At 66.7% G+C, this 20,675-nt stretch carries 22 protein-coding genes; 12 read left to right on the top strand and 10 right to left on the bottom strand.

Annotated elements, in window-relative coordinates; all coding sequences use genetic code 11:
• Nucleotides 1-80: 80 nt before the first annotated feature.
• Nucleotides 81-1,757, top strand: a complete 1,677-nt coding sequence (locus tag OHS57_RS20380; protein ID WP_328582935.1) for an Eco57I restriction-modification methylase domain-containing protein — start codon at nt 81-83, stop codon at nt 1,755-1,757.
• A gap of 11 nt (nt 1,758-1,768) precedes the next feature.
• On the top strand, nt 1,769-2,494 hold the full coding sequence (locus OHS57_RS20375) for a PaeR7I family type II restriction endonuclease (RefSeq protein WP_328582934.1): 726 nt from the start codon (nt 1,769-1,771) through the stop codon (nt 2,492-2,494).
• A 72-nt stretch (nt 2,495-2,566) separates the two neighbouring features.
• On the opposite strand, the gene OHS57_RS20370 is transcribed toward OHS57_RS20375, so the two are convergent.
• From OHS57_RS20370 to OHS57_RS20360, 3 genes are all read right to left on the bottom strand, one after another.
• The gene (locus OHS57_RS20370; RefSeq protein ID WP_328582933.1) at nt 2,567-4,318 is read right to left on the bottom strand and encodes a tyrosine-type recombinase/integrase; all 1,752 of its coding nucleotides are present in this window, start codon (nt 4,316-4,318) and stop codon (nt 2,567-2,569) included.
• A gap of 11 nt (nt 4,319-4,329) precedes the next feature.
• Nucleotides 4,330-4,629, bottom strand: coding sequence for a helix-turn-helix domain-containing protein (locus OHS57_RS20365; protein ID WP_328582932.1), 300 nt, complete (start codon nt 4,627-4,629; stop codon nt 4,330-4,332).
• 130 nt (nt 4,630-4,759) lie between these two features.
• Nucleotides 4,760-5,305: a helix-turn-helix transcriptional regulator gene (locus OHS57_RS20360; RefSeq protein WP_328582931.1), complete on the bottom strand. Its 546-nt coding sequence runs from the start codon at nt 5,303-5,305 to the stop codon at nt 4,760-4,762.
• A gap of 275 nt (nt 5,306-5,580) precedes the next feature.
• On the opposite strand from OHS57_RS20360, the gene OHS57_RS20355 reads away from it, so the two are divergent.
• The 5 genes from OHS57_RS20355 to OHS57_RS20335 all read left to right on the top strand — a co-directional run bounded on the left by OHS57_RS20355 (nt 5,581) and on the right by OHS57_RS20335 (nt 12,131).
• Nucleotides 5,581-7,110, top strand: coding sequence for a DnaB-like helicase N-terminal domain-containing protein (locus OHS57_RS20355; protein ID WP_443043084.1), 1,530 nt, complete (start codon nt 5,581-5,583; stop codon nt 7,108-7,110).
• 248 nt (nt 7,111-7,358) lie between these two features.
• Entirely contained in the window at nt 7,359-8,195 is an 837-nt protein-coding gene (locus tag OHS57_RS20350; RefSeq protein WP_328582929.1) for a DUF2637 domain-containing protein, read from the top strand.
• Between the two features lie 319 nt (nt 8,196-8,514).
• Nucleotides 8,515-9,066, top strand: a complete 552-nt coding sequence (locus OHS57_RS20345; protein WP_328582928.1) for a MobC family plasmid mobilization relaxosome protein — start codon at nt 8,515-8,517, stop codon at nt 9,064-9,066.
• A 5-nt stretch (nt 9,067-9,071) separates the two neighbouring features.
• Nucleotides 9,072-10,805, top strand: coding sequence for a relaxase/mobilization nuclease domain-containing protein (locus OHS57_RS20340; RefSeq protein ID WP_328582927.1), 1,734 nt, complete (start codon nt 9,072-9,074; stop codon nt 10,803-10,805).
• 669 nt (nt 10,806-11,474) lie between these two features.
• Nucleotides 11,475-12,131, top strand: coding sequence for a DUF4231 domain-containing protein (locus OHS57_RS20335; protein ID WP_250306322.1), 657 nt, complete (start codon nt 11,475-11,477; stop codon nt 12,129-12,131).
• An 898-nt stretch (nt 12,132-13,029) separates the two neighbouring features.
• Here OHS57_RS20335 and OHS57_RS20330 read toward each other — a convergent pair.
• The 6 genes from OHS57_RS20330 to OHS57_RS20305 all read right to left on the bottom strand — a co-directional run bounded on the left by OHS57_RS20330 (nt 13,030) and on the right by OHS57_RS20305 (nt 16,933).
• Complete coding sequence (locus OHS57_RS20330; RefSeq protein WP_250306373.1) at nt 13,030-13,395, bottom strand: hypothetical protein; 366 nt, start codon at nt 13,393-13,395, stop codon at nt 13,030-13,032.
• A gap of 21 nt (nt 13,396-13,416) precedes the next feature.
• Nucleotides 13,417-14,004, bottom strand: coding sequence for a class IV adenylate cyclase (locus tag OHS57_RS20325; protein WP_328582926.1), 588 nt, complete (start codon nt 14,002-14,004; stop codon nt 13,417-13,419).
• 20 nt (nt 14,005-14,024) lie between these two features.
• Entirely contained in the window at nt 14,025-14,678 is a 654-nt protein-coding gene (locus OHS57_RS20320) for a class I SAM-dependent methyltransferase (protein WP_328582925.1), read from the bottom strand.
• On the bottom strand, nt 14,596-15,237 hold the full coding sequence (locus OHS57_RS20315) for an AAA family ATPase (protein WP_328582924.1): 642 nt from the start codon (nt 15,235-15,237) through the stop codon (nt 14,596-14,598). The genes OHS57_RS20320 and OHS57_RS20315 overlap by 83 nt, the downstream gene beginning before the upstream one ends.
• A complete protein-coding gene (locus OHS57_RS20310) occupies nt 15,230-16,132 on the bottom strand; it encodes a radical SAM protein (RefSeq protein ID WP_327709898.1) in 903 nt (300 codons plus the stop codon). Before OHS57_RS20310 ends, OHS57_RS20315 begins: the two co-directional genes overlap by 8 nt.
• A 108-nt stretch (nt 16,133-16,240) precedes the next feature.
• Nucleotides 16,241-16,933, bottom strand: a complete 693-nt coding sequence (locus tag OHS57_RS20305) for an HAD family hydrolase (RefSeq protein WP_328582923.1) — start codon at nt 16,931-16,933, stop codon at nt 16,241-16,243.
• Between the two features lie 99 nt (nt 16,934-17,032).
• On the opposite strand from OHS57_RS20305, the gene OHS57_RS20300 reads away from it, so the two are divergent.
• Nucleotides 17,033-17,806, top strand: a complete 774-nt coding sequence (locus OHS57_RS20300) for an XRE family transcriptional regulator (protein WP_328582922.1) — start codon at nt 17,033-17,035, stop codon at nt 17,804-17,806.
• The gene (locus OHS57_RS20295; RefSeq protein ID WP_306055799.1) at nt 17,793-18,260 is read left to right on the top strand and encodes an NUDIX hydrolase; all 468 of its coding nucleotides are present in this window, start codon (nt 17,793-17,795) and stop codon (nt 18,258-18,260) included. The genes OHS57_RS20300 and OHS57_RS20295 overlap by 14 nt, the downstream gene beginning before the upstream one ends.
• Here the strand turns inward: OHS57_RS20295 and OHS57_RS20290 are convergent.
• Nucleotides 18,248-18,811: an HD domain-containing protein gene (locus tag OHS57_RS20290; protein ID WP_328585117.1), complete on the bottom strand. Its 564-nt coding sequence runs from the start codon at nt 18,809-18,811 to the stop codon at nt 18,248-18,250. The genes OHS57_RS20295 and OHS57_RS20290 overlap by 13 nt on opposite strands.
• A gap of 149 nt (nt 18,812-18,960) precedes the next feature.
• Between OHS57_RS20290 and OHS57_RS20285 the strand changes: the two genes are divergently transcribed.
• Genes OHS57_RS20285 through OHS57_RS20275 form a run of 3 tightly spaced genes read left to right on the top strand, consistent with a single transcriptional unit; the run spans nt 18,961 to nt 20,413 of the window.
• Nucleotides 18,961-19,350 (top strand): hypothetical protein, encoded by a 390-nt coding sequence (locus OHS57_RS20285; protein WP_328582921.1) that lies wholly within the window; start codon nt 18,961-18,963, stop codon nt 19,348-19,350.
• Nucleotides 19,347-20,153 (top strand): hypothetical protein, encoded by an 807-nt coding sequence (locus tag OHS57_RS20280; RefSeq protein ID WP_328582920.1) that lies wholly within the window; start codon nt 19,347-19,349, stop codon nt 20,151-20,153. Before OHS57_RS20285 ends, OHS57_RS20280 begins: the two co-directional genes overlap by 4 nt.
• A complete protein-coding gene (locus tag OHS57_RS20275) occupies nt 20,150-20,413 on the top strand; it encodes a hypothetical protein (RefSeq protein ID WP_328582919.1) in 264 nt (87 codons plus the stop codon). The genes OHS57_RS20280 and OHS57_RS20275 overlap by 4 nt, the downstream gene beginning before the upstream one ends.
• The last annotated feature ends 262 nt before the right edge of the window (nt 20,414-20,675 follow it).

Here is a 20,675-nt window from a genome sequence, read left to right as displayed (position 1 = left end):
TGGAACAGATCACTCCGTTGAGCACGAGCGCCCCTGTGGATAACTCTCGTGGCCGAAATCCTCCCTAGTAGTGTCAAGACGTGGCCACTCCCCTGTTCTTCGACACCGCCCTCCACACCCTCCCCTCAGTCCCCGAGGAGGCCGTGGAGCACGGCGAGGTGTTCACGCGGCGTTGGGTCGTCGATCTGATCCTCGACCTTGTGGGCTACACCTCTGACAAAGCCCTCTGCGACCTGAAGCTCGTGGAGCCGGCCTGCGGTTCAGGAGCCTTTCTAGGAGCCGTGGCTTCGCGGATCAGCGCATCCTGCCGCGAGCAAAACCGTCCCATCAGTGACGCAAGCCATGCCGTGCGTGCGCTCGATCTACTGGAACGCAACGTCCGCAGGAGCCGCGAAGTCGTCGAGCAGCACTTGGTCGACGACGGCTGGAACCCCACAGATGCCCAGCAGGTGGCGGCGGCCTGGGTCGAGCAGGGTGACTACCTACTCCAGCCCGAAGGGACCCAGCACGCGGACTACGTGGTCGGCAACCCGCCCTACATCCGCCTGGAGGACGTTCCCGCGGACAGGATGGCGGTCTACCGTCGTGCGTGCCCCACCATGGGCGGCCGCGCAGACATCTACGTTGGCTTCTTCGAAGTCGCACTCCGAAGCCTCGGGGCAGGCGGACAGCTGGGCTTCATCTGCGCGGACCGTTGGATGCGCAATCAGTACGGTCGGCAGTTGCGCCAGCTGGTGACCAAGAGCTTCAGCATGGACCTGGCACTGGTCATGCACGATGTGGACGCCTTCGACGACCAGGTCTCCGCGTACCCCGCCATCACCCTGATCAGCAAGCGACCCCAAGGCACCGCTGTGGCAGCGGACACCACGCGAGCCTTCGGTGCTCCTGAGGCCACCGCCTTCGCACGCTGGTACGCGACTGCCCAGACGGAGTCGGTCACGACACCAGCGTTCCAGGCCGCTCGGATGCCGCACTGGTTCCCGGACGAGGACTCCTGGCCGAGTGCTTCACCTGCACGACTGGCAGTCCTCGAGGAGCTGACAGAGCGCTTCCACCTGCTTGAGAGCAAGAAGTCCGGTACCCGAGTCGGCATCGGCATCGCCACGGGAGCGGACAAGGTCTTCCTCACCGACGACGGCACGTTGATCGAAGACGACCGGCTCCTGCCGATGGCCATGGTCCGCGACACCACGAGCGGCACGCTCAACTGGAACGGCACCTACCTGGTCAACCCCTGGACGGACAAAGGCGATCTGGTCGACCTCGCCGCGTATCCCCGGCTTGCCAGGTATCTCGACGAACACGGAGCCGCGTTGCGTAAGCGCTACGTGGCGGTCAAGCAGCCACACCGCTGGTACAAAACCATCGACAAGGTCGATCACGCGCTGACTCGGCGGCCCAAGCTGCTGCTCCCGGACATGAAGCTGACGATCCATCCGGTACTCGACGAGGGCGGACTGTACCCTCACCACAACCTGTACTTCATCGTCTCGGACGTCTGGGACATGCGCGTGCTGGGTGGTCTCCTACTCTCCAAGGTCGCGGAAGCATTCGTGGAGGCGTACGCGGTCAAGATGCGAGGGGGGACCCTCCGCTTCCAGGCTCAGTACCTCCGCAAGATCCGGGTCCCAGACCCGGAAGCGATCAGCGAGCGCGACCGAGAAGCCCTGGCGGCAGCTTTCGACAAGCGAGACGTGAGGGCCGCCACGGAGGCCGCCCTGCGCGTCTATGGACTTGCCGAGCTTCCTGACTAGGAGAGCGGATCTTGACGGTCACCCGCCAGGACTTCGAGGACGCGATAGCGACCTATTGGGGCGCCAAGCAGCTGCAGCGGGAGCAGTCCGCGATCAAGGCCGCGGTCGGCGCCGGCACCGCCGGATCCGTGCGCGGTGGTAAGCACTTCGACGCGATCGCGATCCTCCTGTCGAAGTTCTTCCTCGAAGCCGGCTACCCGCCCGAGAGCATCCGGGTCACCAAGAAACAAGGGCTGGAACTCCCCGGTTACTACCGCCCCCAGAAGCAGTGGGACCTCGTGGTGGTCCACGAGGGCGTGCTCGTTGCGGCTTTCGAACTGAAGGCCCTCGGTGGGCCGTCGTTCGGAAACAACTACAACAACCGGGTTGAGGAAGCACTCGGCAGCGCGGTGGATCTGCGACGGGCCGCCTTGGCCGAGCTGTATCCGAAGGAGAAGCCCTGGCTCGGCTACTTCTTCATCATGGAGGACGGCAGCGGCTCTCGGAGGCCGGTCAGTATCGCGAAGGGCGCGCTGCCTGCCGATTCAATCTGGCACGGCACCTCGTATCAGGACCGGTTCGGGATGTTCTGCGAGCGCCTTGTGGCCGAGCAGCTGTACGACGCCGCTTGCTATGTCACATCCTCAGCCGAGGACCCCAAGCCCGTCGAACTGGTGAACAGCCTTGACTGGCGGCACTTCTCGGCTGCCATAAACGCCCGACTCACGTACCTGAAGGAGCTCGGGATCCCCGGCTAGGAAAGACGAACGGGGCCCCGACCGATCCGGTCGAGGCCCCACATTCGGGTGCCTTCGTAGGGGCGAGGACCCTTACCTCTGCCCCTCGCCGTACGCGCCGGGGTTCCGCGCCCGGTCCACAGCCTGTGCACACGCCTCCACGTAGGCAGACGAGACCGCGTCCTCGTCCGTGCCACGCACGTGGGCCTCGATCTCCTGGCCGGGCCGACGCGAAGTGTGCCAGCGCACCGGCAGGTCCGTGTACAGGTCGGGCTCGAAGTCCCATGCCCACGTCGACCATCGGGCAGGACTTCCGACATTGAGCCGTTCGCCGCCTGCCAGGAACACGGCGTGGGCGTGGTGCACCATCCGGCGGTCAGGGATCGCGTGGCGGATCGACTGGGTGCCGCCACCCGCCCCGACCTCCCACTGCTCCCGCTCCATCTCCTCGACCCGAGCCGCTCGACCGGGCCGGTCCTCGCCCCACTGCGCAGCCACCTGCTCCGCGTGCTCTCGGGAGGCGAAGGCCAGACGTCGGCCACCGAGGTCGGCGAGGTAGACCGCTGAGTCGACCGAGGCAGAGCCGGAGCTCCCGGCGGACCCGAGTTCGGCCTGCACCGCCACGTCCGCAGGCGCGGCCCACAGCAGGGCTCCAATCTTGGCGGCGGTCTGCTGCAGGACGGGACCGGTCATGTGCTGGTAACGGCGGTGCATCCGAGCGGACTTACCGGGCTCCCAGCCCATGATGCTGTCGACGACAGCATCGGAGATCCCGAGAATGAGCAGAACCGTGGCCGCCGTGTGACGGGCGTCGTGAAGACGGCCGTCGCGCACCCCCGCTGCCTTCAGCAGGTCCTTCCACCGGTGAAAGTCGGTGTTCGGGTTCAGGGGTTCGCCGACCGGCGAGGTGAAGACGTACCCCTTCTCCGTCCAGAGGTCCCGAGCGAGAGTGCGCTCTCGGCCCTGTTCCTCCTTGTGCCGGCGGAGCAGGGTCATGAGCTCGTCCGGAACGCCGATGGGCCGCTGACCGGCCCGTGACTTCACGCTCTTGGTCTCGCGTCGGACGTTGATCTTCTGCGGGCAGAAGCCGGGCTTGCGCCCGCAGCGGTTGCCGCAGCCGTGCTCGTAGCGGGGCCGCAGGCGGCCTCGTCGGACGCGGATGACTCCGAGTTCGAAGTCGACGTCGGTCCACTGCATGCCGAGGACCTCGCCCTGCCGGAGACCGAGGGCCAGGGCGATGACCCAGCGGGCCGCATTGCGGTGTTTCCCTGCCTCCGCCAAGAGGCGCTGGACCTCCTCGACGGAGTACGGCTCGACTTCGTCTTCTTCGAGGCGCGGGGCCTTCGCGATCGTCGCCGGGTTCCGGATGGCGTGCCCCCGGCGCACGGCCTCGTTGAGAGCGGCACGGAGAGTGCGGTGCACCTGATGGGCCGTGCCGGCGGCGCTGCCGGTCTCCTGCATCTTCTTGTAGAAGCGCTCCAGGTGTTCCGGCTCCAGCTTCTCCAGGCGGTGGGCGCCCAGGCCGGGGACGAGGTGGTGGTGCACCGCGACGCGGTAGCCGTCGATGGTGTTCTCGGAGACGTTCGGCGCTGCAATGTTCTCGACCCAGTGGGCGAGCCAGGTCTCGATCGTCCAGCTCTGGCCAGCCTTGCGTACCGCACCCTTGTCGCGCTGCCGCTCCAGCTCCCTGACGGTTTTGGTGACCTCCGCGCGGGTCTTGCGGCTGACGTGGCGCCGGTCCGGCGTGCCGTCGTCCTTGACGCCGACGGTGACGCGGCCGTGCCAGCGACCGTCCTTGCCGAGGTAGATGGATGAGGCGCCATTGGGCTGACGGCCTTTCGCCATCCCGCCCCCGGTCATGCTGCGGCCCGGAAGTCGCGGGCCGTGAGGCGCCGGGCCAGGAAGTCGTTCACCGCCTCCGCTGGGATTCGACGCAAGCTGCCGATCTTCACCGAGGCGATCTCGCCGGAGGTGACGTACTCGTACAACTTCGTGCGGCCGACACCGATGCGTCGCGCCGCTTCGGTGACGGTGAGTGCGACGAGGGTGGTGTCCCCCTCGGGGAGACGGCGTCCGGACAGCAGGTCCCGCAGGTCGCCCTCAGGGACGTCCAGCAGGTCGGCTATCTGGGCAAGCGGAAGATCGTTTCGGCGCAAGGGAGGGTCCTCTCCTGGCGGGCCATGGGACGGCGAATCCCGGTTGGCCGGCGCGTCGTTCAGGGATGGGCGTGAAGAGATGGAGCTGGACACGACGAGTCCTCGCTGTTCGTAGCAGCGAGGGGTCGCGTCAGCTCTGTTCGGTCGGCGCGTCCATGCGCTCGCCGAGGTAACTGCGGAGCCGTGTCGGGGCACCGAGGTGGTGATGGAACTCGCCGTTCGAGGCGACGGCCAACTCGTGGGTCAGCAGGGCCTTGACCATGTCTTCCTGGTTGGGGTTGGCATCCGTGTACGCCGCGAGTTCGTCCTGGATGCGCTGCATGTCCTTACCCAGGGCCCGCCACTCTCTCCATCTCGCGACGTACTCGCCAACCAAGCGGCGGACCAGCGGATTGGCGAGCTGGCCGGGCGGGCTGGTCAGCTCGTCGAAGGTCAGATCGAAGACCTTGCAGAAGCCGAGCGCTTCGTCGAGGTTGACCCGGCGGCGGGGCTTGCCGCTCTCGATGCGCCAGATCGCGGACTGGTTGACCGGGTGGCCGGCGTCTGCCATTCGCTCGGCCAGGGTGACCGTGCTCCATCCGCGAGCCTCGCGTTCGAGCTTGATGCGCTCCGCGACGTGATCTTCGGCCAGCGGCCGCTCCGGCCCCGCGCGGGAGGCGCCTTCGTCACTGCTCATCACTGCACCTCCTTGCCGGGGCCCGACGGACAGCCGGGGCGATGGTGAAAACTAAACACCATTCCGGAGCCGAATGCAACCGTTGCGCTTCCGAAAACGTCGGGTACTGTAGACGTCCGCCCTCGAACGGCGGTGAACGCAAAAAGCCCCCGACGCTACGAACGTCGGGGGCCAAGCACGAACTCTCGTAACCGCCCATCCCTGAACGATTGACCCGCGTGGCCTGGGATTCGCCGTCCCGTACGGCCCGCAAGTTGAGGAGCTCAATGTCCAGTATGGACGAACCCCGGCCGAATGCGCCACACCTCGCGGGAAGCGGCCGCCAGCCCACGCCGGGCGACCTCACCGCGGTTCCGCCGCACGATGTCGACGCCGAAGCCGCCGTGCTGGGGGCGTGCATGCACAAGGCCGCGGTGATCGACGAAGTACGCCAACTGCTCGACGCAGCCGACTTCTACCGCCCCGCGCACGAGACGGTCTGGCGCGCCATCCTCGCCCTGCACGGCGAGGACAAGCCGACCGACCCCATCGTCCTGTCGCACCAGCTGCGTGCCCAGGACGACCTGGAGCGGGTCGGCGGCGTGGTGTACGTCCACCAGCTGGCCGACGCCGTGCCCTCGACGAGCGGCGCCGCCTACTACGCCGGCATCGTGCGCAAGCTGGCCGACCTGCGCCGCTTGCGTGCCTCCGGCATCCGCACCGCCCAGCGCGCGATGGCGCCGGGCGCCGACCCGGACGCCATCCGCAGCGAGGTGGAGTCGGAGATCCGGATCGAACGCGAGCGTGCACTCGCTTCGGGACAGGGTCGGCTCTCCCGGTTCATCACCGACGGATGGCGCTTCGTCACCGAGACCGGCGCCGACACCGAGCCGCTGTGGGGCACGCGGGAGCAGACGGCCTGGTCATCCGGCGAGAGCCTGATGATCGTCGGAGCGCCCGGCGTAGGAAAGACCACACTGGCTCACCAGGTGATCCTCGCCCGCCTGGGTCTGGCCGACAGCGTCCTGGACATGCCGGTCGCACCGAGCCGACGAGTGCTGTACCTGGCGCTGGACCGGTACAAGCAGATCGCCCGCGCCATGGCCCGCAGCGTCGGGCCCGAACACGAGCAGCGCTTGCGCGACGGGCTCGCTGTCTGGCAGGGGCCTCTGCCCGCCAGCCTGGACAAGGAGCCCGACCTCCTGGCAGACCTCGCCGCCGCTCACCAGGCCGACACCATCGTGATCGACAGCCTCAAGGACGCGGTGAGCACCCTGGTCGACGACGCGCTTGGCGTCGCCTACAACAACGCCCGCCAGCGAGCCATGCGCAACGGCGTCGAGATCATGGAACTCCACCACCAGCGCAAGGCCACCGAGGGCGCCCCACGCGCCCAGAAGCCCACCCTGGACCGGGTCTACGGCTCCACCTGGATCACCTCCGGCGCGGGCAGCGTCCTCTTCATCGCCGGGGAAGCGGGCGACCTCGCTGTCACCCTGCACCACCTCAAAACTCCCACCGGCGAGATCGGCCCCCTCCAGGTCATCCACGACCACGAACGCGGCACCTCGACACTCGACCCAGCCCTCGACCCGGTCGCCATCCTGCGCCAGCGCCCCGACGGACTGACCGTGCGCGAGCTCGCCATGATCCAAAGCGGCCAGAACAACCCCGAGCGCTCGGCCACCGAGAAAGCCAGGCGCACCCTGGACCGGCTCGTCAGGGCTGGCCTCGCAGACAAGGCCGAAGGAGCCGCAGGCGGAACCGGAGGCGGCCAGCAAGCCCGCTACCGCGCCTCCCTCCGCCACATTGGCGCAGTCTCCTGACCCCACCGCCGGACACCGGGACCGTACACGAGGGCGTACACGCACCCCTCCCCCGCGCACCGGCGCACGCCTCACCGCAGGCGTACACGCCAAGCACAAAACCCCAGGTCAGACGATCACGCGATCGTTCACGCCGTACACGCACGCCAGCGTTCACGCGTGAGCCCCCCTTTAGAAGGGGGCTCACGTGTACGCCCCCTCCGTGAACGCCGTGATCGCCTCCGCAGAACCATCCCGGAGAACCCCGCATGACCACACCCGCCACACCCCACGACACCCCCCGGCACACTCATGCGACGCCCCGCGCCCAGGACAGGAAGCGACAAGCAACGCCCCAGCACGCTGCCGAGCGATACGCCCTCGCCGCGGCCGGAACCGTCATCATCGCCCTCACCGCCGGCGGCTTCTGGCTCTCCTACGCCCACCTCGCCCAGGTCGCCGGACAACATGGACTGGGAAGCTCCCCGGTCCGGCAATGGGCCTGGCCCGCAACCTTGGACGCCTTCATCGTCGCGGGCGAACTGCTGATGCTCCGCGCCGGCCTTCGCCGGGTGACCGACTGGTGGGCGGTCGGTCTGACCGCCATCGGGTCGGCCGGATCCATTGCGCTCAACGTGGCCGGCGTGAGCGGCACGGGCAACGAGCGCGTCGCACCCCTACTCGACTACGTGGTCGCGGCGGTTCCCCCGACCGCAGCCCTGCTGGCGTTCGGCGTGCTGATGCGGCAGATCCACCAACTGGTCGACCGGGCTTCCGACCGGCCCGCCACCGGTTCCGTCGAGACGCCGGATTCGCCTGCCGTACCGCCCGCGCACATCGGACAATCACAAGCCACCGCATCCGGCCCCCAGAACGCGCTGCCCCGAATCTCGAAGAGCCTTCCTCGAGGCGGCCGACCGGTCAGCGCAACGGTCGAGGAACTGGTCGAGATCGGGCGGATCGCCGCGGCGGAGAAGCGCAAGCTCACACGGGGCATCGTCCAACAGGCCATACGGGACAAAGGACACACGGTCGGCGGCCAGAGGCTGACCGAAGTCATGGAAATCCTCCGGTCGGAACCCGGCGCCGATCGGAACGTCAGCTGATCGCCCGCCATCCGGTGGCCGGAACTCCTCCGGCCACCGGTCAGAGCGTGCCCCACCCCTCCGCCTGATCGCTCGTTACCGCCTACGGCCGTAGCCGTGCCCCCGCATGCCGCCATCCCTCCCGCGCTACTCCGGAGCAATATCCGTGGCCCACGACCCGCACCACCCCGACTCCGAAATCGGATCGCCGCTGACACTGACGAAGTCGCCTACGCTGTCGGAACGTTTGTGGCGGGCGTTCGGACGGGCTGCTCCTGGCGGAGCCAGTAGTACCCCGAGTCCGACTCGTGGCCGGTCTTCGGGGGTCTCCGCCCCGGGGGTGGCGGAGACGGCCCAGCGCCAGGGGGCGCCGGACCAGGTGGTCGAGACCGAGTGCGGCTCTGCCCCGGACACGCTTCACACAGCCCAGCGAGCGATCCTCCACCCGACGCACACCGACGCGCCCGCCGCCAGCGAATCCGCCGTGCAGAGCGTCCAGCCAACGATCCGTCGGTTCACCGGCGACAAGCGCACCAAGCGCGTCGGCCCCATGCGCTTCACCGACGACGAGCACACCAGCCTGCGCGAGGCCGCAGCCGAGCACGGCTACAAGGGCGAATCCGGCTTCGCCGCCGACATCGTCCTCGCTTTCCTCGACGGCCGGTTCACCGCGAACCTCCCCCTGTCCGAGGACCGCCGCCGTACCCACATGTTCCGCGCCCAGGTCTTGCGCGCCCTCAACCGCACCGGCGTCAACGTCAACCAGATCGCCCGCGCCCTCAACAGCGACTACACCCCGCCCGACATCCGCCAGCGCCTCGATGAACTCCACCGCCTGCTCACCCTCATCGCCGACGCCCTGCGCCAGCCCACCGACGGAAGGGAGGGCTGATCCGCGTGATCGCCGCCATCAAAGCGGCCGGATCCAACACCCGTGGTCTGCTCGCCTACCTCTACGGCCCCGGCCGTCATGACGAACACCTCGACCCGCACCTCGTCGGCGGATTCTCCATGCTCGGCATGCCCGACCCCGGCCGCGACGAAAACGCCACTCTCACCCAGCTCGCCCGCCACCTCGACGAGCCCGTTCAACTTCGGAACAGCGAGTTCGGCAAGCCTGTCACCGACCATGTCTGGCACTGCCCCGTGCGCGCCGCACCAGAAGACCGCTACCTCTCGGACACCGAGTGGGGCGAGATCGCCCAGCGCATCGTCCAGGCCGCCGGCATTGCCCCCGACGGCGACGATCTGGCCTGCCGCTGGATCGCCGTACGCCACGCCGACGACCACATCCACATCCTGGCCACCACCGTTCGCGAGGACGGCCGTCGCCCCAAGCTCCACGGCAGCGGCATCCGCGTCGGCAATGAGTGCCGGGAGATCGAGAAGGAGTACGGGCTGCGCCGCCTGAAGAAGGGCGACCGCACCGCCAGCCGGCGCCCCACCCAGTCCGAGATGCACAAAGCTGAGCGCCTCTGCTGGGAGCAGACCAGCCGCGAATGGCTCCAGGACCAGATCCGCGCCGCAATCCCGCACACCGCCAGCGCCGAACAACTCCTTGCCTACCTCGAAGCCGACGACATCCTGGTCAAGCCCCGGCGTGGCCCGTCCGGGGACCTCCTCGGCTACGCAGTCGGCCGGCCCGGCGACCTGAACAAGGACGGCGAGCAGATCTACCACCCCGGCGGGAAGATCGCCCCCGACCTGTCCTTGCCCAGGCTGAAAGCCCGCTTGGAGACCAGCGCCCCCGAGGAACACCCCACCGCCCGTCGCAATCGGTCCACCACTGCCTGGCATCAGGCCACTGACGCCCTCGACACCCTCCACGCAGAGATCACCGACAAGAGCCCCGATGACGGCGGGGACGCACGAGCACAGGCGCACATCATGGCCTTGGGCGAACTCATCGAAGCCACCGCCCAGATGGCCCCCATCGACCTTCGCCCCCAACTGCAAGCGGCCAGCAGGGCATTTGCCCGTGCCCAGCGCTCCCAAGTACGGGCCGAAGACCGCGCCGCCCACGCTCTGAGGACCGCAGCCCGCGACATCGTGAACACCGCCACCGGCCCCGACGGCAGCGCGCTCGCAGCCTTGGTCGCGGCACTCGTCTGGGCCGCCGTCCTCGCCGGACGCTGGCATGAAGCGAACGGGCATGCCCACCAGGCCGACGCGTCCCGCCAAGCCGTCTGGCACCTCCAGTCAGCAGCTGACGACGCACTCGCTCCGACGCTCACCGAACTCGAAACCCGCCGCACCACGGAGGAGACCCGCCGCACCCTGGCCAGCGACGTACGCGCCGCCGTTCCCGAACACGCCGAGCGGATCCTCGCCGACCCCGGCTGGCCCGCCCTCGCCACCGTCCTCGCCGACGCTGAAGCCGGCGGCCACAAACCCCACCAGCTCCTCAAGGAAGCCGCAGCCCGACGAGAACTCGGCACCGCCCACAGCCCCGCCCGCGTCCTGATCACCCGCATCCAGCACACCAGCCGCAACCCCGCACCCAACCGCCGCGCGGAAGCAGCCCGCCTGCGAAGCACCACCGCATCAGCCTTCAGCGTGCCGTACGCCGATACCCAGCCGCCCACGGCACCCTCAGCCCCCACGAACAGGCTCAGCCGCCCACGCCGCTGACCCCAGCAAGGAGAGCTCGCTCCCAGAGCCCGCCCGCAGCACGAGCCCGCCCCACCACACTCCTGTCCGATCCATCAGGAGTCCTGCAGCCCTGGACCGCAATCCGCCGGATCGACTTCAAGTACCGCCTTGGCCCCGCTTGCGACGCTCCAGTGGCGCGTCTCACCAGGAGCTTCCTCTCCCCGCCCGGAAAACGATTCCTTAGGGAGAAGATTCCCTTCTTGGAAAAAATGAGAGAGATCATCGAAATTTGATCTTGGCCTGTATTCAACATCGATGCGATCACACCTGTTGAGCGAGGAACTAGTTCCCGCCATTCGGATCTTGGCGAAATTTCCCCCGTGGGTAATGGCTTACAAGGCGCTCTTGTTGGCCCGAAAGGCCGGTTCTACGATCGCCCACTCGTGTTACCGAAAGCTACCGGGCGTTTCACCTGCCGCTGGGGCGGCTTGAACTAAGTGGGGGTCGCTGGTGAGTTGGGGAAGTGCTGAGTCAAACGAGATTTCCGAGGCTGATGAGGCTCGACGCCAAGAGGAATACCGGAGCAGTGTCAAGAGATTCGATGAGATCGAAGATGACCTGCGGACATCGCGAACCTTTCAAAGGATATACGTTCTCTGCCTGCTGGGCGGCATAATCCTTACGTTCCTTCTCGGCTACACGGTTATCGTGGGTCTCTGGAAGTCGCAGCCTGTCTTTACTAGATGGGCAGGGCTCATCATCGTCAACTGCCTCTGGGTGGCGATGGGGTGGGCGATATGGAAGAACCGAAAGAAGGTTGTTGCTCGAACTGGCGCGCTGCGCAACGCACTTCAGGATCGACAAACTGCCGCTGCCAAGCTACCTCTCGATTCCCCTTCCGGACTTCGCATCTACCGCGAAGCGTCGCTTGACCTGATTGATCAGTACCGAACTTCAGCGAACAAAAATCGCCGAATTCACAACGTCTTTCAGGGCATCATCATCACTGGGTCAATTGTCACTTCGACGCTTGCGGCCATGAATGAGGGCAGTAGTCAAGTGCTGCGCCTTTCTGCGGCTTCCCTCAGTGCACTCGTCGGAATTTCGGCAGGCGTCACCGGATACTTCAAGTTTCGCGAACGAGGATACAATCTGCAATCCACGGCCGATGATATCGAGAAGCACTATAACGCATCGCAATTCATGCTCGATGAATACGCTGGGCGGGATGGCGAACCGCCTCTCCCTGAAGCTGAACGGCTTCGGATATTTGCGCGTTATGTGGAACGGCTGAAGGAAGAGCAGCGCAAGCGCGAGCTTCAGCTCGAAACATCCAGCTCCGGGAATGAGGAGCGCGCGAGCTGATGTTTGCCCTGTGCAACCCTGCGTACTCCGTCGCGATGAGACGCTTGACGGGGCCTTCTGGAGTCCGGAAATGAGGGCGCGGCAAACCAGGTGGCTCCTCGCTCCGCTCTGGCAATGGAGGGCTCGACGCCTCGTAGACGCTCATGGCCTATCTATGTCTGACTCGACGGCTTGGTGTCTTGTCGCTCTCGCGCGAGACCCAGTGGAATACATTCCGCTCGTTCGGCACGTAGTGCTTCAGCGATCGCTGGGTGCATCCATTACTCCAGGGGTGGTCCTCGATTCGTGGCGGGACCTTGATTCGTGCGAGAAAACGAGACGCGTTGCTTGGCTCAACCGGTATGGAGCTACACCTCTGTACCGATTGGGCGTGCCCGAAGAAATCATCGAGTTGGCGGGCCTGCACGTAATTGAGTGGCAGCTCCCGCCGGGGCGAGACGCGGCTTCCTTGGTTGCTCAGAAACGCCCTCACTTTCCGGGAGATGTCCAGTAGAGCGTTTGTGAGAGGCCGACAGACACTGGCTATCTTTTTATGCCCCCCGAGGAAGTGGAATTATTTATGTGGCCGTTCCAACGCGAGGTGAGAAGCATGATATTTCCTTCCTCCGGCGATGGGCGCTCTTTTACTCGGTGCTCGCAGACTCTCCGATGCTGATTGAATTGGAAAGCGGTCATGGTGCAAGCCTTCAGGCCAGAGCCCGCGTCGGAGGCCCCTGCCACAGCCGCAGATCGGTAACGCCGGCATCGTCATTAGAAGCCCGCGGCAAGACGCCGCAGCAACAACGACTGCTGGGCCGGTCACCATGCGTGGTGACCGGCCCAGCAGTCGGCGTACTTCTGATTGCGGATCCTTCGCTGTGAAGAGACGTCACGGGGCTATTTAGTTCTGCCGTCGTCCTCACCCACGACGCAGCACGCTGCCCCGCGCGCGATGCTTACCAACGCGGCGTCCGCCAGGTTGCTCGGCCGTCGCGAACGTTCTCAACGGGGCCGGACACGACGGTGCATCGTGGAGGAGGATGGCCTGCCAGACCTGCTCTTGCAGGGCCCGGATGCACGGGCCACAGGCGTGCATGGCGGCCTGGGCGCCGGCCACGCTAACGGGGCCGATCCACAGAACGCGGGTCCAACCCTGACCGCAGTAGAGCCAGCAGTGCCCATCGGTCCAGGTGTTGCCGTCGTCGGTGTCCGCCGCTGCCGGCAGACCGCCGCGGGCGAACTCGGCGACGCCGGGTACGACCCGCGGCGTCACGGCCAGTTCCATAAACACGCTCGGTCCTCAAGATCAATCGCTCGGTGCAGCCGCCCCGGCCTGCTCCTGCTTGCCTGCGTCGGCGAAGAGGAGCGTCGGTTCAGCGAGGATGTCCCGGCTGGACTCGCTCTTGTAGATCTCGTCGACGCTGCCGAACCGGGCCTGTGCGTAGTCAAGGTCGAGCAGGTCTGCAGCCTGTCGGACGGATGCTTCGTCGGGTCCTTCGATTTCGACGAAGGTGGGGAGGTCCGGCCAGGTATCGAAGTCGAAGGCGACTTCGCCCAGGCACCACTCCTCCCGGTAGTTCTCCTGGTAGCGCACCTCACGCAGGCCGACGTTGCGGAGGATCTCGGCCATGGCGTGCAGGTCGGACACCTCGGTCTCGATCTCGGTGGTGCCGTCGATCGTCGTGGAGTCGGTGACCTGCTTCAGCGTGAGCGTGGAGCGGGTGCCCTCGTCCCTCAGGCGGACCCAGGCGCCGCCTTCGAGGGCGTCGTTCTCGAAGATTTTCCGGGTGAGGAGGGTGCGCGGAAATGCCTGGACGGCTCCGAGCGCCGTCAGTTTGGCCTGGAGGCCGTCGACGTCGACGGCGAGGAACTTGGCCTCGTACTCGTGCTTCATCGGTCCTTCTTCCCGTAGCTCTAGGAGGGGGTGGCCGCACGGGCGGCGAGGAGGAGGCCCATGCGGTGGTTGTGATCCTGCAACTGTCCGACATGCGCCTGCTCTGTGAACTCGTTGGTCCGCAGAGTGAGCAGGACGCCCCAGTCCCCGATGAAGTAACGCCGCAGCTTCTCGGGGGATGTGTAGTGCTCCAGCACGTGGTGGCGTTGCGTGAGGGGCATCATGAACTCCGCGCCGAACAGACCGCCGGGCCGGACCAGGCGCTGCATGCGGTCGACGAACTCGCCCAACGGGCGGTGGTGGTTGGCACTGTAGTGCCACGAGCAACTCGTCCAGACGGCATCACAGGGGGCGGTGATGGGTTCGGAGGCGAGGAAGTCCTCCTCCACGACCTGGACACGGTCGTGAAGCCCTTCCTGCTTCAGCCGCTCGATCATGCCCATCGCGTGACCGGTTCTGTCACCCGGAAGCTCGACCTCGCCACCGTGGAGGGCGAGCGGGTCGCGCTCGATGGCGATGACGCGGTAGCCGGCCGCGGCCAGCGGCACGACGAGTCTGCCGTCGCTCGCACCGATGACCGTAACGGTGGAGTCAGGCTCCGTACGCTCCTTCAGCGCGGCGAGGAACTGAGGGAAGAACGTGAGGGTGTGCCGCCACATGCTGGGTGTCTGCACTGGCTTGCTCTCCTTGCGGGTCGGTGCTCAGGACGGCTTGGAGTACCTCGTCAGGGGTGAGACCGGTGGTGTTCACGCGGTGCATCGGGAACGAGGCGTAGCCGTCGGTGATCTTGTCGGCGGTAATTTCAGCGAGGGCGTCCCAACGCGACACAGGCTTGTCGCGCTTGGCGAGTCGGCGTTGACGCTCGTCCTCCGCGCAGACGAGGTAGTAGGTGATGGGACGCGGGATGCCCGGCGGCAGGGACACGGAGAGGTTGGCTCCGAAAGCGCGGTGGTTGGCCAGGCACCGAGCGAAGTAGCTTTCGACGACGACCGGGATACCGGCGGACAGATACCGTTGGATCTGATCGGCTGCGGCGAACAGAGCCGAGAGGTAGAAACACATGCGTGCCTCTGCATTTCCCAGCCGGTCGACCTCCTGCCGTAGTGCCTGGTAGGTGGGCGGCACGGTCGGGACCAGCGCCGCGCCACGGGCGGCCGCAAGCATGGGAGCGAGCGTCGATTTTCCGGTGCCGCGGAGCCCTTCGACGCTCTCGAAGGACGCCGGGTCAGACACGTCCGTACACCACGTCCGGCACCGCGAGGGTGAGTTCGTCGGTGGCGGAGGGCCGGTGGTCGATGTGGTCGGCGAGCTTGTCGTACCAGAAGGCGTGCGAGTCCTTGCCGACGGCCTTGCAGGACATGGTGAGCGCGCCGCGCGGGTCGGCCTCGATCCGCTCGATCTCCACGGGACCCCCGGCGGGGAGGCAGGCGTCCGGCGCACCGAGCTCGGACAGGTCCTCGTCGAGGATCACCTCGATGCCCAGCTCGGCCGAGGCCAGGCGCTCCCGCAGACGGGTGTAGGCCGTGGCGTCGCTGACGAGGAGCTCGGGGTGGTCCGCTGCGTTGCCGACCGGCCGGAGGCAGTGGAGTTTCAGCTGCTCCACCCCGTAGTGCTGCAGTGTGCGGGCGAGCGGCAGGACCTCGTCGATGTTGCGTGAGGTGACCGTCATGGTCGCGCCGGCGCGGACGCCGAGCTGCTGGGCGATTTCGAGTGCGCTCAGGGCACTGCGGTAACTTCCGAACTTCCGGATCTTGTCGTTGGTCGTACCGATGCCCTCCAGCGACACCCGGAGCAGGTCCAGGTCGGGGGCGATCTCGGTCAGCCGGCGCTCGATGCGGTAGCCGTTGGTGCAGATCTCGACCTGCATGCCCAGGTCCCGCTTGGCGTACCGGACGACCTGGGCGAGGTCCCGATAGACGAACGGCTCACCGCCCAGCAGGGTGACGGCCTCGGTGCCGTACTCGTCGCGCATCAGCGTAAGGAGGTTGACCGCCTCGTCCGTGGTGAAGGCGTCGGCGTGCTGAAGCCGTTTGCCGTGGAAGCAGTGCAGGCATTCGAAGTTGCAGCGGTAGAGCAGCTGCAGGTACAGCATCCGGATCCTGCGGATCCCGGTGACTTCGCTGATCACGAGGGTCTCCTTCGAGGCGCTTGCCTGGTGGGAGACCTGATATTGGCGGGACAGGTACGGACCTCGTCACCGCGTATCGGGACGCTGTAAGGACGTCCTGGGACGTTTTCAGCGTGCGGAGAGCCCCTCCAGGATCCCGAGTACACGGCCGGTGTCCGTGAGATCGGGCAGGACCGTATGGGCACCGGCGTCTGCCAGCTCCTGGGCGCTGTGTACGCCGGAGGCGACCGCGATGATCTCGGAGCCCGTGGAGAGTGCGGCTTCCACGTCCCTTGGGGTGTCTCCGACGAGCACGACGGGCACGCCATCCTGGGCGCCCCGCAGTCGCTGGGCCCGCTCCCGGGCGACAGCGACCAGGTCGGGGCGCTGGAGGGCATCGGCCCCGTAGGCACCGACCGGCAGGTCGAGGAGTGGATCAAGGCCGAAGGCCGCGACCTTCACGCGAGCGTTGTCCGCGATATTGCCGGTGAGCACCGACGACACCCAACTGCTGCGTACAGAGACCTCCTTCAGGACTTCCCGTACGCCGGGCAAGGCTGTTCCCCGACGGCTGAGGTCCTGGAGACGCACCTCCCCTGCGTCGGACAGCGCCCCCTCGACCGCTGCCCAGTCCGGCTCGGCCAAGCCGTTCCGCTCGAACATGTCGCGCATGATCAGCCGGTCCGTACGCCCTTCCGTCCGCGCCGGCCCTGCGGGCGCCCTTCCCGCCAGGGCCGTGAAGGCGGCGGCGTAGATCTCCTTGCTGACCCCGGCGTTCTCGATGAGGGTGTGGTCGATGTCCCACAGGACGATGAGCTCCATGCATCCAGCGTAAATACAGCAGCCATGCCCCCCCTCCTTCCGTGGAACGTCCCGAAACGTCCTTGCCGCTCCTGACCGGTCTCGGCTTGTATGGCGTCTGTGAACGAGCGATTGCACTCCGTGCTCGCCCAGCGTGGCATCCCACCCGAATCACTCGCCGAAGTCTGCGAGGTGGACCCCAAGACCGTTGGCCGGTGGCTCGGCGGACGCGTTCCCCATCCTCGCCACCGCTTCCGCGTGGCCAAGCACTTACGGGTGGAGGAACTGTTCCTCTGGCCCGCACCGGCGCCGAGCACGCAGCAGCAGCTCACTGGTTCAGGACAGGAGCTGATCGGGACCTACCAGAACCGGGCGAGCGTCCCGCGCGACACGTGGCTGTCGCTGCTCAACGGCGCCCAGGAGCAGATCAGCGTCCTCGTCTTCTCCGGCACCTTCTTCGCTCAGTCCAACCCGCACGTGGCCAAGATGCTCGCCGAACGTGCGTCGAGCGGGGTGCGAGTGCGGCTCTGCTTCGGCGACTCGAAGGGCCGGGCTGCAGCAATCCGTGGCCACGAAGAGGGAATCGGCGACACACTCGCCGCCAAGATCCGCGCCTCCCTGACCTACTACCGCCCCCTGTTGTCCGAGGCCGGATGCGAGGTGAGACTGCACGACACCACGCTCTACACCTCCATGTTCCGGTACGACGATGATCTTCTGATCAACCCGCATGTCTGGGGCCAGCCCGCCAGTGCCAACCCCCTCCTCCATCTCCGCAGAGCAGACACGGCGGGCTGGTTCGACAACTACGCTCAGAGTTTCGACGCTGTCTGGGCCACCGCACGGCCCTGGACACCAGACCAGGAGGAGCCCTCGCCACATGGGCAGGACTGAGTACTACAACGACCCCAAGGCCCCCAAGGCGAACACGCTCATCCCCGCCAACAACCTGCTCGTCGTCGACGACAACGGCGCCATACTCCTCCAGCGCCGCCGGGACACCGGCCAGTGGGCCCTGCCGGGGGGCGCGCAGGACATCGGCGAGACTGCGGCCCAGTGCGCAGTGCGTGAATGCCTTGAAGAGACCGGGATCATCGCCGAGATCACGGGCTTCTTGGGGGTCTACACGAACCCGAACCACATCGTGGCCTACACCGACGGCGAGATCCGCCAGCAGTACGAGAACACCTACATCGGCCGCCCCGTAGGCGGCGAGCCCACCATTAACGACGAGGCCGACGGGGTCCGCTACGTACAGCCAGACGACCTGGACCGGTACGACATCCACCCCAGCATGCGCCAACAGATCGGCGACTACCTCGCTGGCACCTACCCCTATCTGGGCTGAGCCGCCAGCGCCGCCTCCACGCGCCCCACGGCCGCGAGCATGTCCGACGACGCTCGACGGATGAACCGCCCCACCACGCTGTCTGCACCGTAACGATCCATGATCTCCTCCAGCCGGCCCTCGGCAGACGTGCCCTTCCCGTCAGGCGTCGTCGTCATGTCGCAATACACCAAGGCATCCACGAGCCAGCGGTCGTCGAGCAGCGGAAATTCGGCTTCCAGATCGCCCCGAAGCCCGCGCTCGTCGGCTTCCAGCAACGCCAACGAGTGGTTCGCCACCAACCGCACCAGCCGCTCATCCGCTGCATGGTCGTCACGAAGAAAACGGGCACCATCCAACGGATGAAAGCCTGTCGCTGCCAGCCGCGGTGCGTAGCCCACGTCGTGAAGCACGGCGGCAGAGGCCAGCAGGTCCGCGTCAGCGCCCAGGAGTTCCGTCAGTTCGGCCGCGCGCCGCGCGACCCCTTGCGAGTGCATCCATCGACGAGGAAGGGGCTCATGCAGCTCCGCCTCGGCCACCGACCATGCCCACTTCGCCATCGATCCGTTCATGCTCATTACGTGCCCTAGCGGAATCCCGCTCAGTCTCAACTGAATCGATCGGACGTGCTCGGCCACGGCGCTCATGAGAAAACGGCAACACCAGCACGCATCAGTCATGCAGCCTGGTCCTGGTGGCGGTGTGGCCACGCGCTTCTCGGATGGTGTTCTCGACGGTGGCGGGCGGCCGCGCGGTGGCGGCGCCTGGTGCGGCAGAAGCCGGTGACCCATATCGCGATCTTCGGCCTCGCTTCCGCCCGGGTGGCGAAGCGGTGCCGGCGAAGAGTTCGGCGATCCGGTTGGCCGGCTTGCTGGGGCCGGAGATGGAGCGTCGGGTGCTTGCCGCCCATCTGAGGCGATCCGACTACGGCGGCATCGATGACCGGCGTCGGGTCCAAGTCCTGCCATCGCTGACCGCCAATGCACAGCGCCTAGAAATTATCGGCAGCGCCAGAAAAAGTCGCAGCAAAGTGTGGGGTCTCGAGTCTTCGCATCCATATGAGTCGCCAGACTTAAAACTACGGCGCGAGGATTGGTGTTGCTCAAAATGATCAGCAGTGGCGACGAAGCCGAGCTGAAGGTGAAGATCCCATTCGAGGACGGGGACGATCCGCCTCCCCCGACCCTCGTGCAGGACCGGAAACTGTACGACGAGTTGCTGCGGGTGGAGTTCCGCGGCCCCCGCTACGACGTCTTCGCCCAGGAGCTGTGGACCTACGCCATCCGCACCCTGACGGCATGGATGCGATCGGGCGCCATCTCCCATCACTGCCACCGCTACAACGTGGCCTTCGACACCTCAGAGGTCGAACTGTCCATCCTCGCTCGAACCTCAGAGGTGCGCGAAGCCCTGGCCGTGGACAGCGTCACGGCGGCCGCACCCCGCTTCCTGGAGCGCTCGCTGCGCGGCGGCGAATGGAACCCGGACAAGGGCGCCAGCATGTTCACCTTCTTCGTGGGCGGATGCGTCATGGCCTTCGGCGACGTCTTCAAGACCTGGTCCCGGAAGCGGCGCCGGGAAGTGAACATGAGGGCTTACGGGCTCCTCAACCTCACTGATATCGAAGCCGTGTTCCCCGGCCAGCTCAGTCTGTTCGACGACCCTGCCGAAACGGTCGCCTCGCGTGACACGCTGCGACGGATACTGAGCGAGGCCACCCCGGAGGCTGCTGCCATCTGCACGCTGATGCTGCGCCGCCCGGAGCTGAACCAGCGCGAGATCGGTGCTCTGCTGGGCGGTATGAGCGCCCGCGCGGTCGAGGGACAGCTGCACCGGCTCCGCGGAACCGCTCGGGTGCTCGCGGCGAGCGGGAAAATCAGTCGGCCGCAGTTCTTCGAGGCAAACCAGCGATGACCGTACAGATCTCCTCCGAAGCCGTGATGCTCCTCGTCATCGGCTGCGTCGTCGGGCTCGCCGTCTACAAGCACACCACGCAGACCCATACCGGTGCCTCCACCCGAGGAGACCTGGTGGGCGCGATCGGAGCGGCAGTGGGCGTCATGACCGTCCTGACGCTTCTCTTCAGCCTAGGAGACGCCGGCGAGACGTTGCAGCGGCCAGGCCCGGCATCCGGGCCGACGACGATGACGAGCGCAGAAACCCGAGCTCCGTGAAGCACGCGGTCTCAGCTACCTGTTCGGCGTGCATGGTGGCCATCAGGCAATTCCTTGCTGGCCTCGCGCGGCAAGTGAAGGGCCGGACGCCTCCCGCCCGGCCCTTCACCGTTGTTGGGCACCCTCGCGACCGCGAGCTGCCGCAAAGGCCGAGGTCCGGGATGGGATGTGGTCTCAGTTCGGGTCTCGTTCACCCCCGTCCAGCACCGTCCACTGGGTGCCCCGCCTCTCATTCCGGCGCAGGTCAGGACGCCGATGACTC

This window comes from Streptomyces sp. NBC_00370, from assembly GCF_036084755.1.
In the GTDB taxonomy this organism is placed as follows: Bacteria; Actinomycetota; Actinomycetes; order Streptomycetales; family Streptomycetaceae; genus Streptomyces.
Note: the sequence above shows the minus strand (reverse complement) of the source record. Positions and strands in the feature narration are given on the sequence as shown.

Bases quoted from the DNA above. Each gene is read 5' to 3' on its own strand.
- OHS57_RS20370 (WP_328582933.1), bottom strand. From the start codon at position 4,318: ATGGCGAAAGGCCGTCAGCCCAATGGCGCCTCATCCATCTACCTCGGC.
- OHS57_RS20360 (WP_328582931.1), bottom strand. From the start codon at position 5,305: ATGAGCAGTGACGAAGGCGCCTCCCGCGCGGGGCCGGAGCGGCCGCTG.
- OHS57_RS20355 (WP_443043084.1), top strand. From the start codon at position 5,581: ATGGACGAACCCCGGCCGAATGCGCCACACCTCGCGGGAAGCGGCCGC.
- OHS57_RS20350 (WP_328582929.1), top strand. From the start codon at position 7,359: ATGACCACACCCGCCACACCCCACGACACCCCCCGGCACACTCATGCG.
- OHS57_RS20330 (WP_250306373.1), bottom strand. From the start codon at position 13,395: ATGGAACTGGCCGTGACGCCGCGGGTCGTACCCGGCGTCGCCGAGTTC.
- OHS57_RS20325 (WP_328582926.1), bottom strand. From the start codon at position 14,004: ATGAAGCACGAGTACGAGGCCAAGTTCCTCGCCGTCGACGTCGACGGC.
- OHS57_RS20305 (WP_328582923.1), bottom strand. From the start codon at position 16,933: ATGGAGCTCATCGTCCTGTGGGACATCGACCACACCCTCATCGAGAAC.
- OHS57_RS20295 (WP_306055799.1), top strand. From the start codon at position 17,793: ATGGGCAGGACTGAGTACTACAACGACCCCAAGGCCCCCAAGGCGAAC.
- OHS57_RS20290 (WP_328585117.1), bottom strand. From the start codon at position 18,811: ATGAACGGATCGATGGCGAAGTGGGCATGGTCGGTGGCCGAGGCGGAG.
- OHS57_RS20285 (WP_328582921.1), top strand. From the start codon at position 18,961: ATGGTGTTCTCGACGGTGGCGGGCGGCCGCGCGGTGGCGGCGCCTGGT.
- OHS57_RS20280 (WP_328582920.1), top strand. From the start codon at position 19,347: ATGATCAGCAGTGGCGACGAAGCCGAGCTGAAGGTGAAGATCCCATTC.
- OHS57_RS20275 (WP_328582919.1), top strand. From the start codon at position 20,150: ATGACCGTACAGATCTCCTCCGAAGCCGTGATGCTCCTCGTCATCGGC.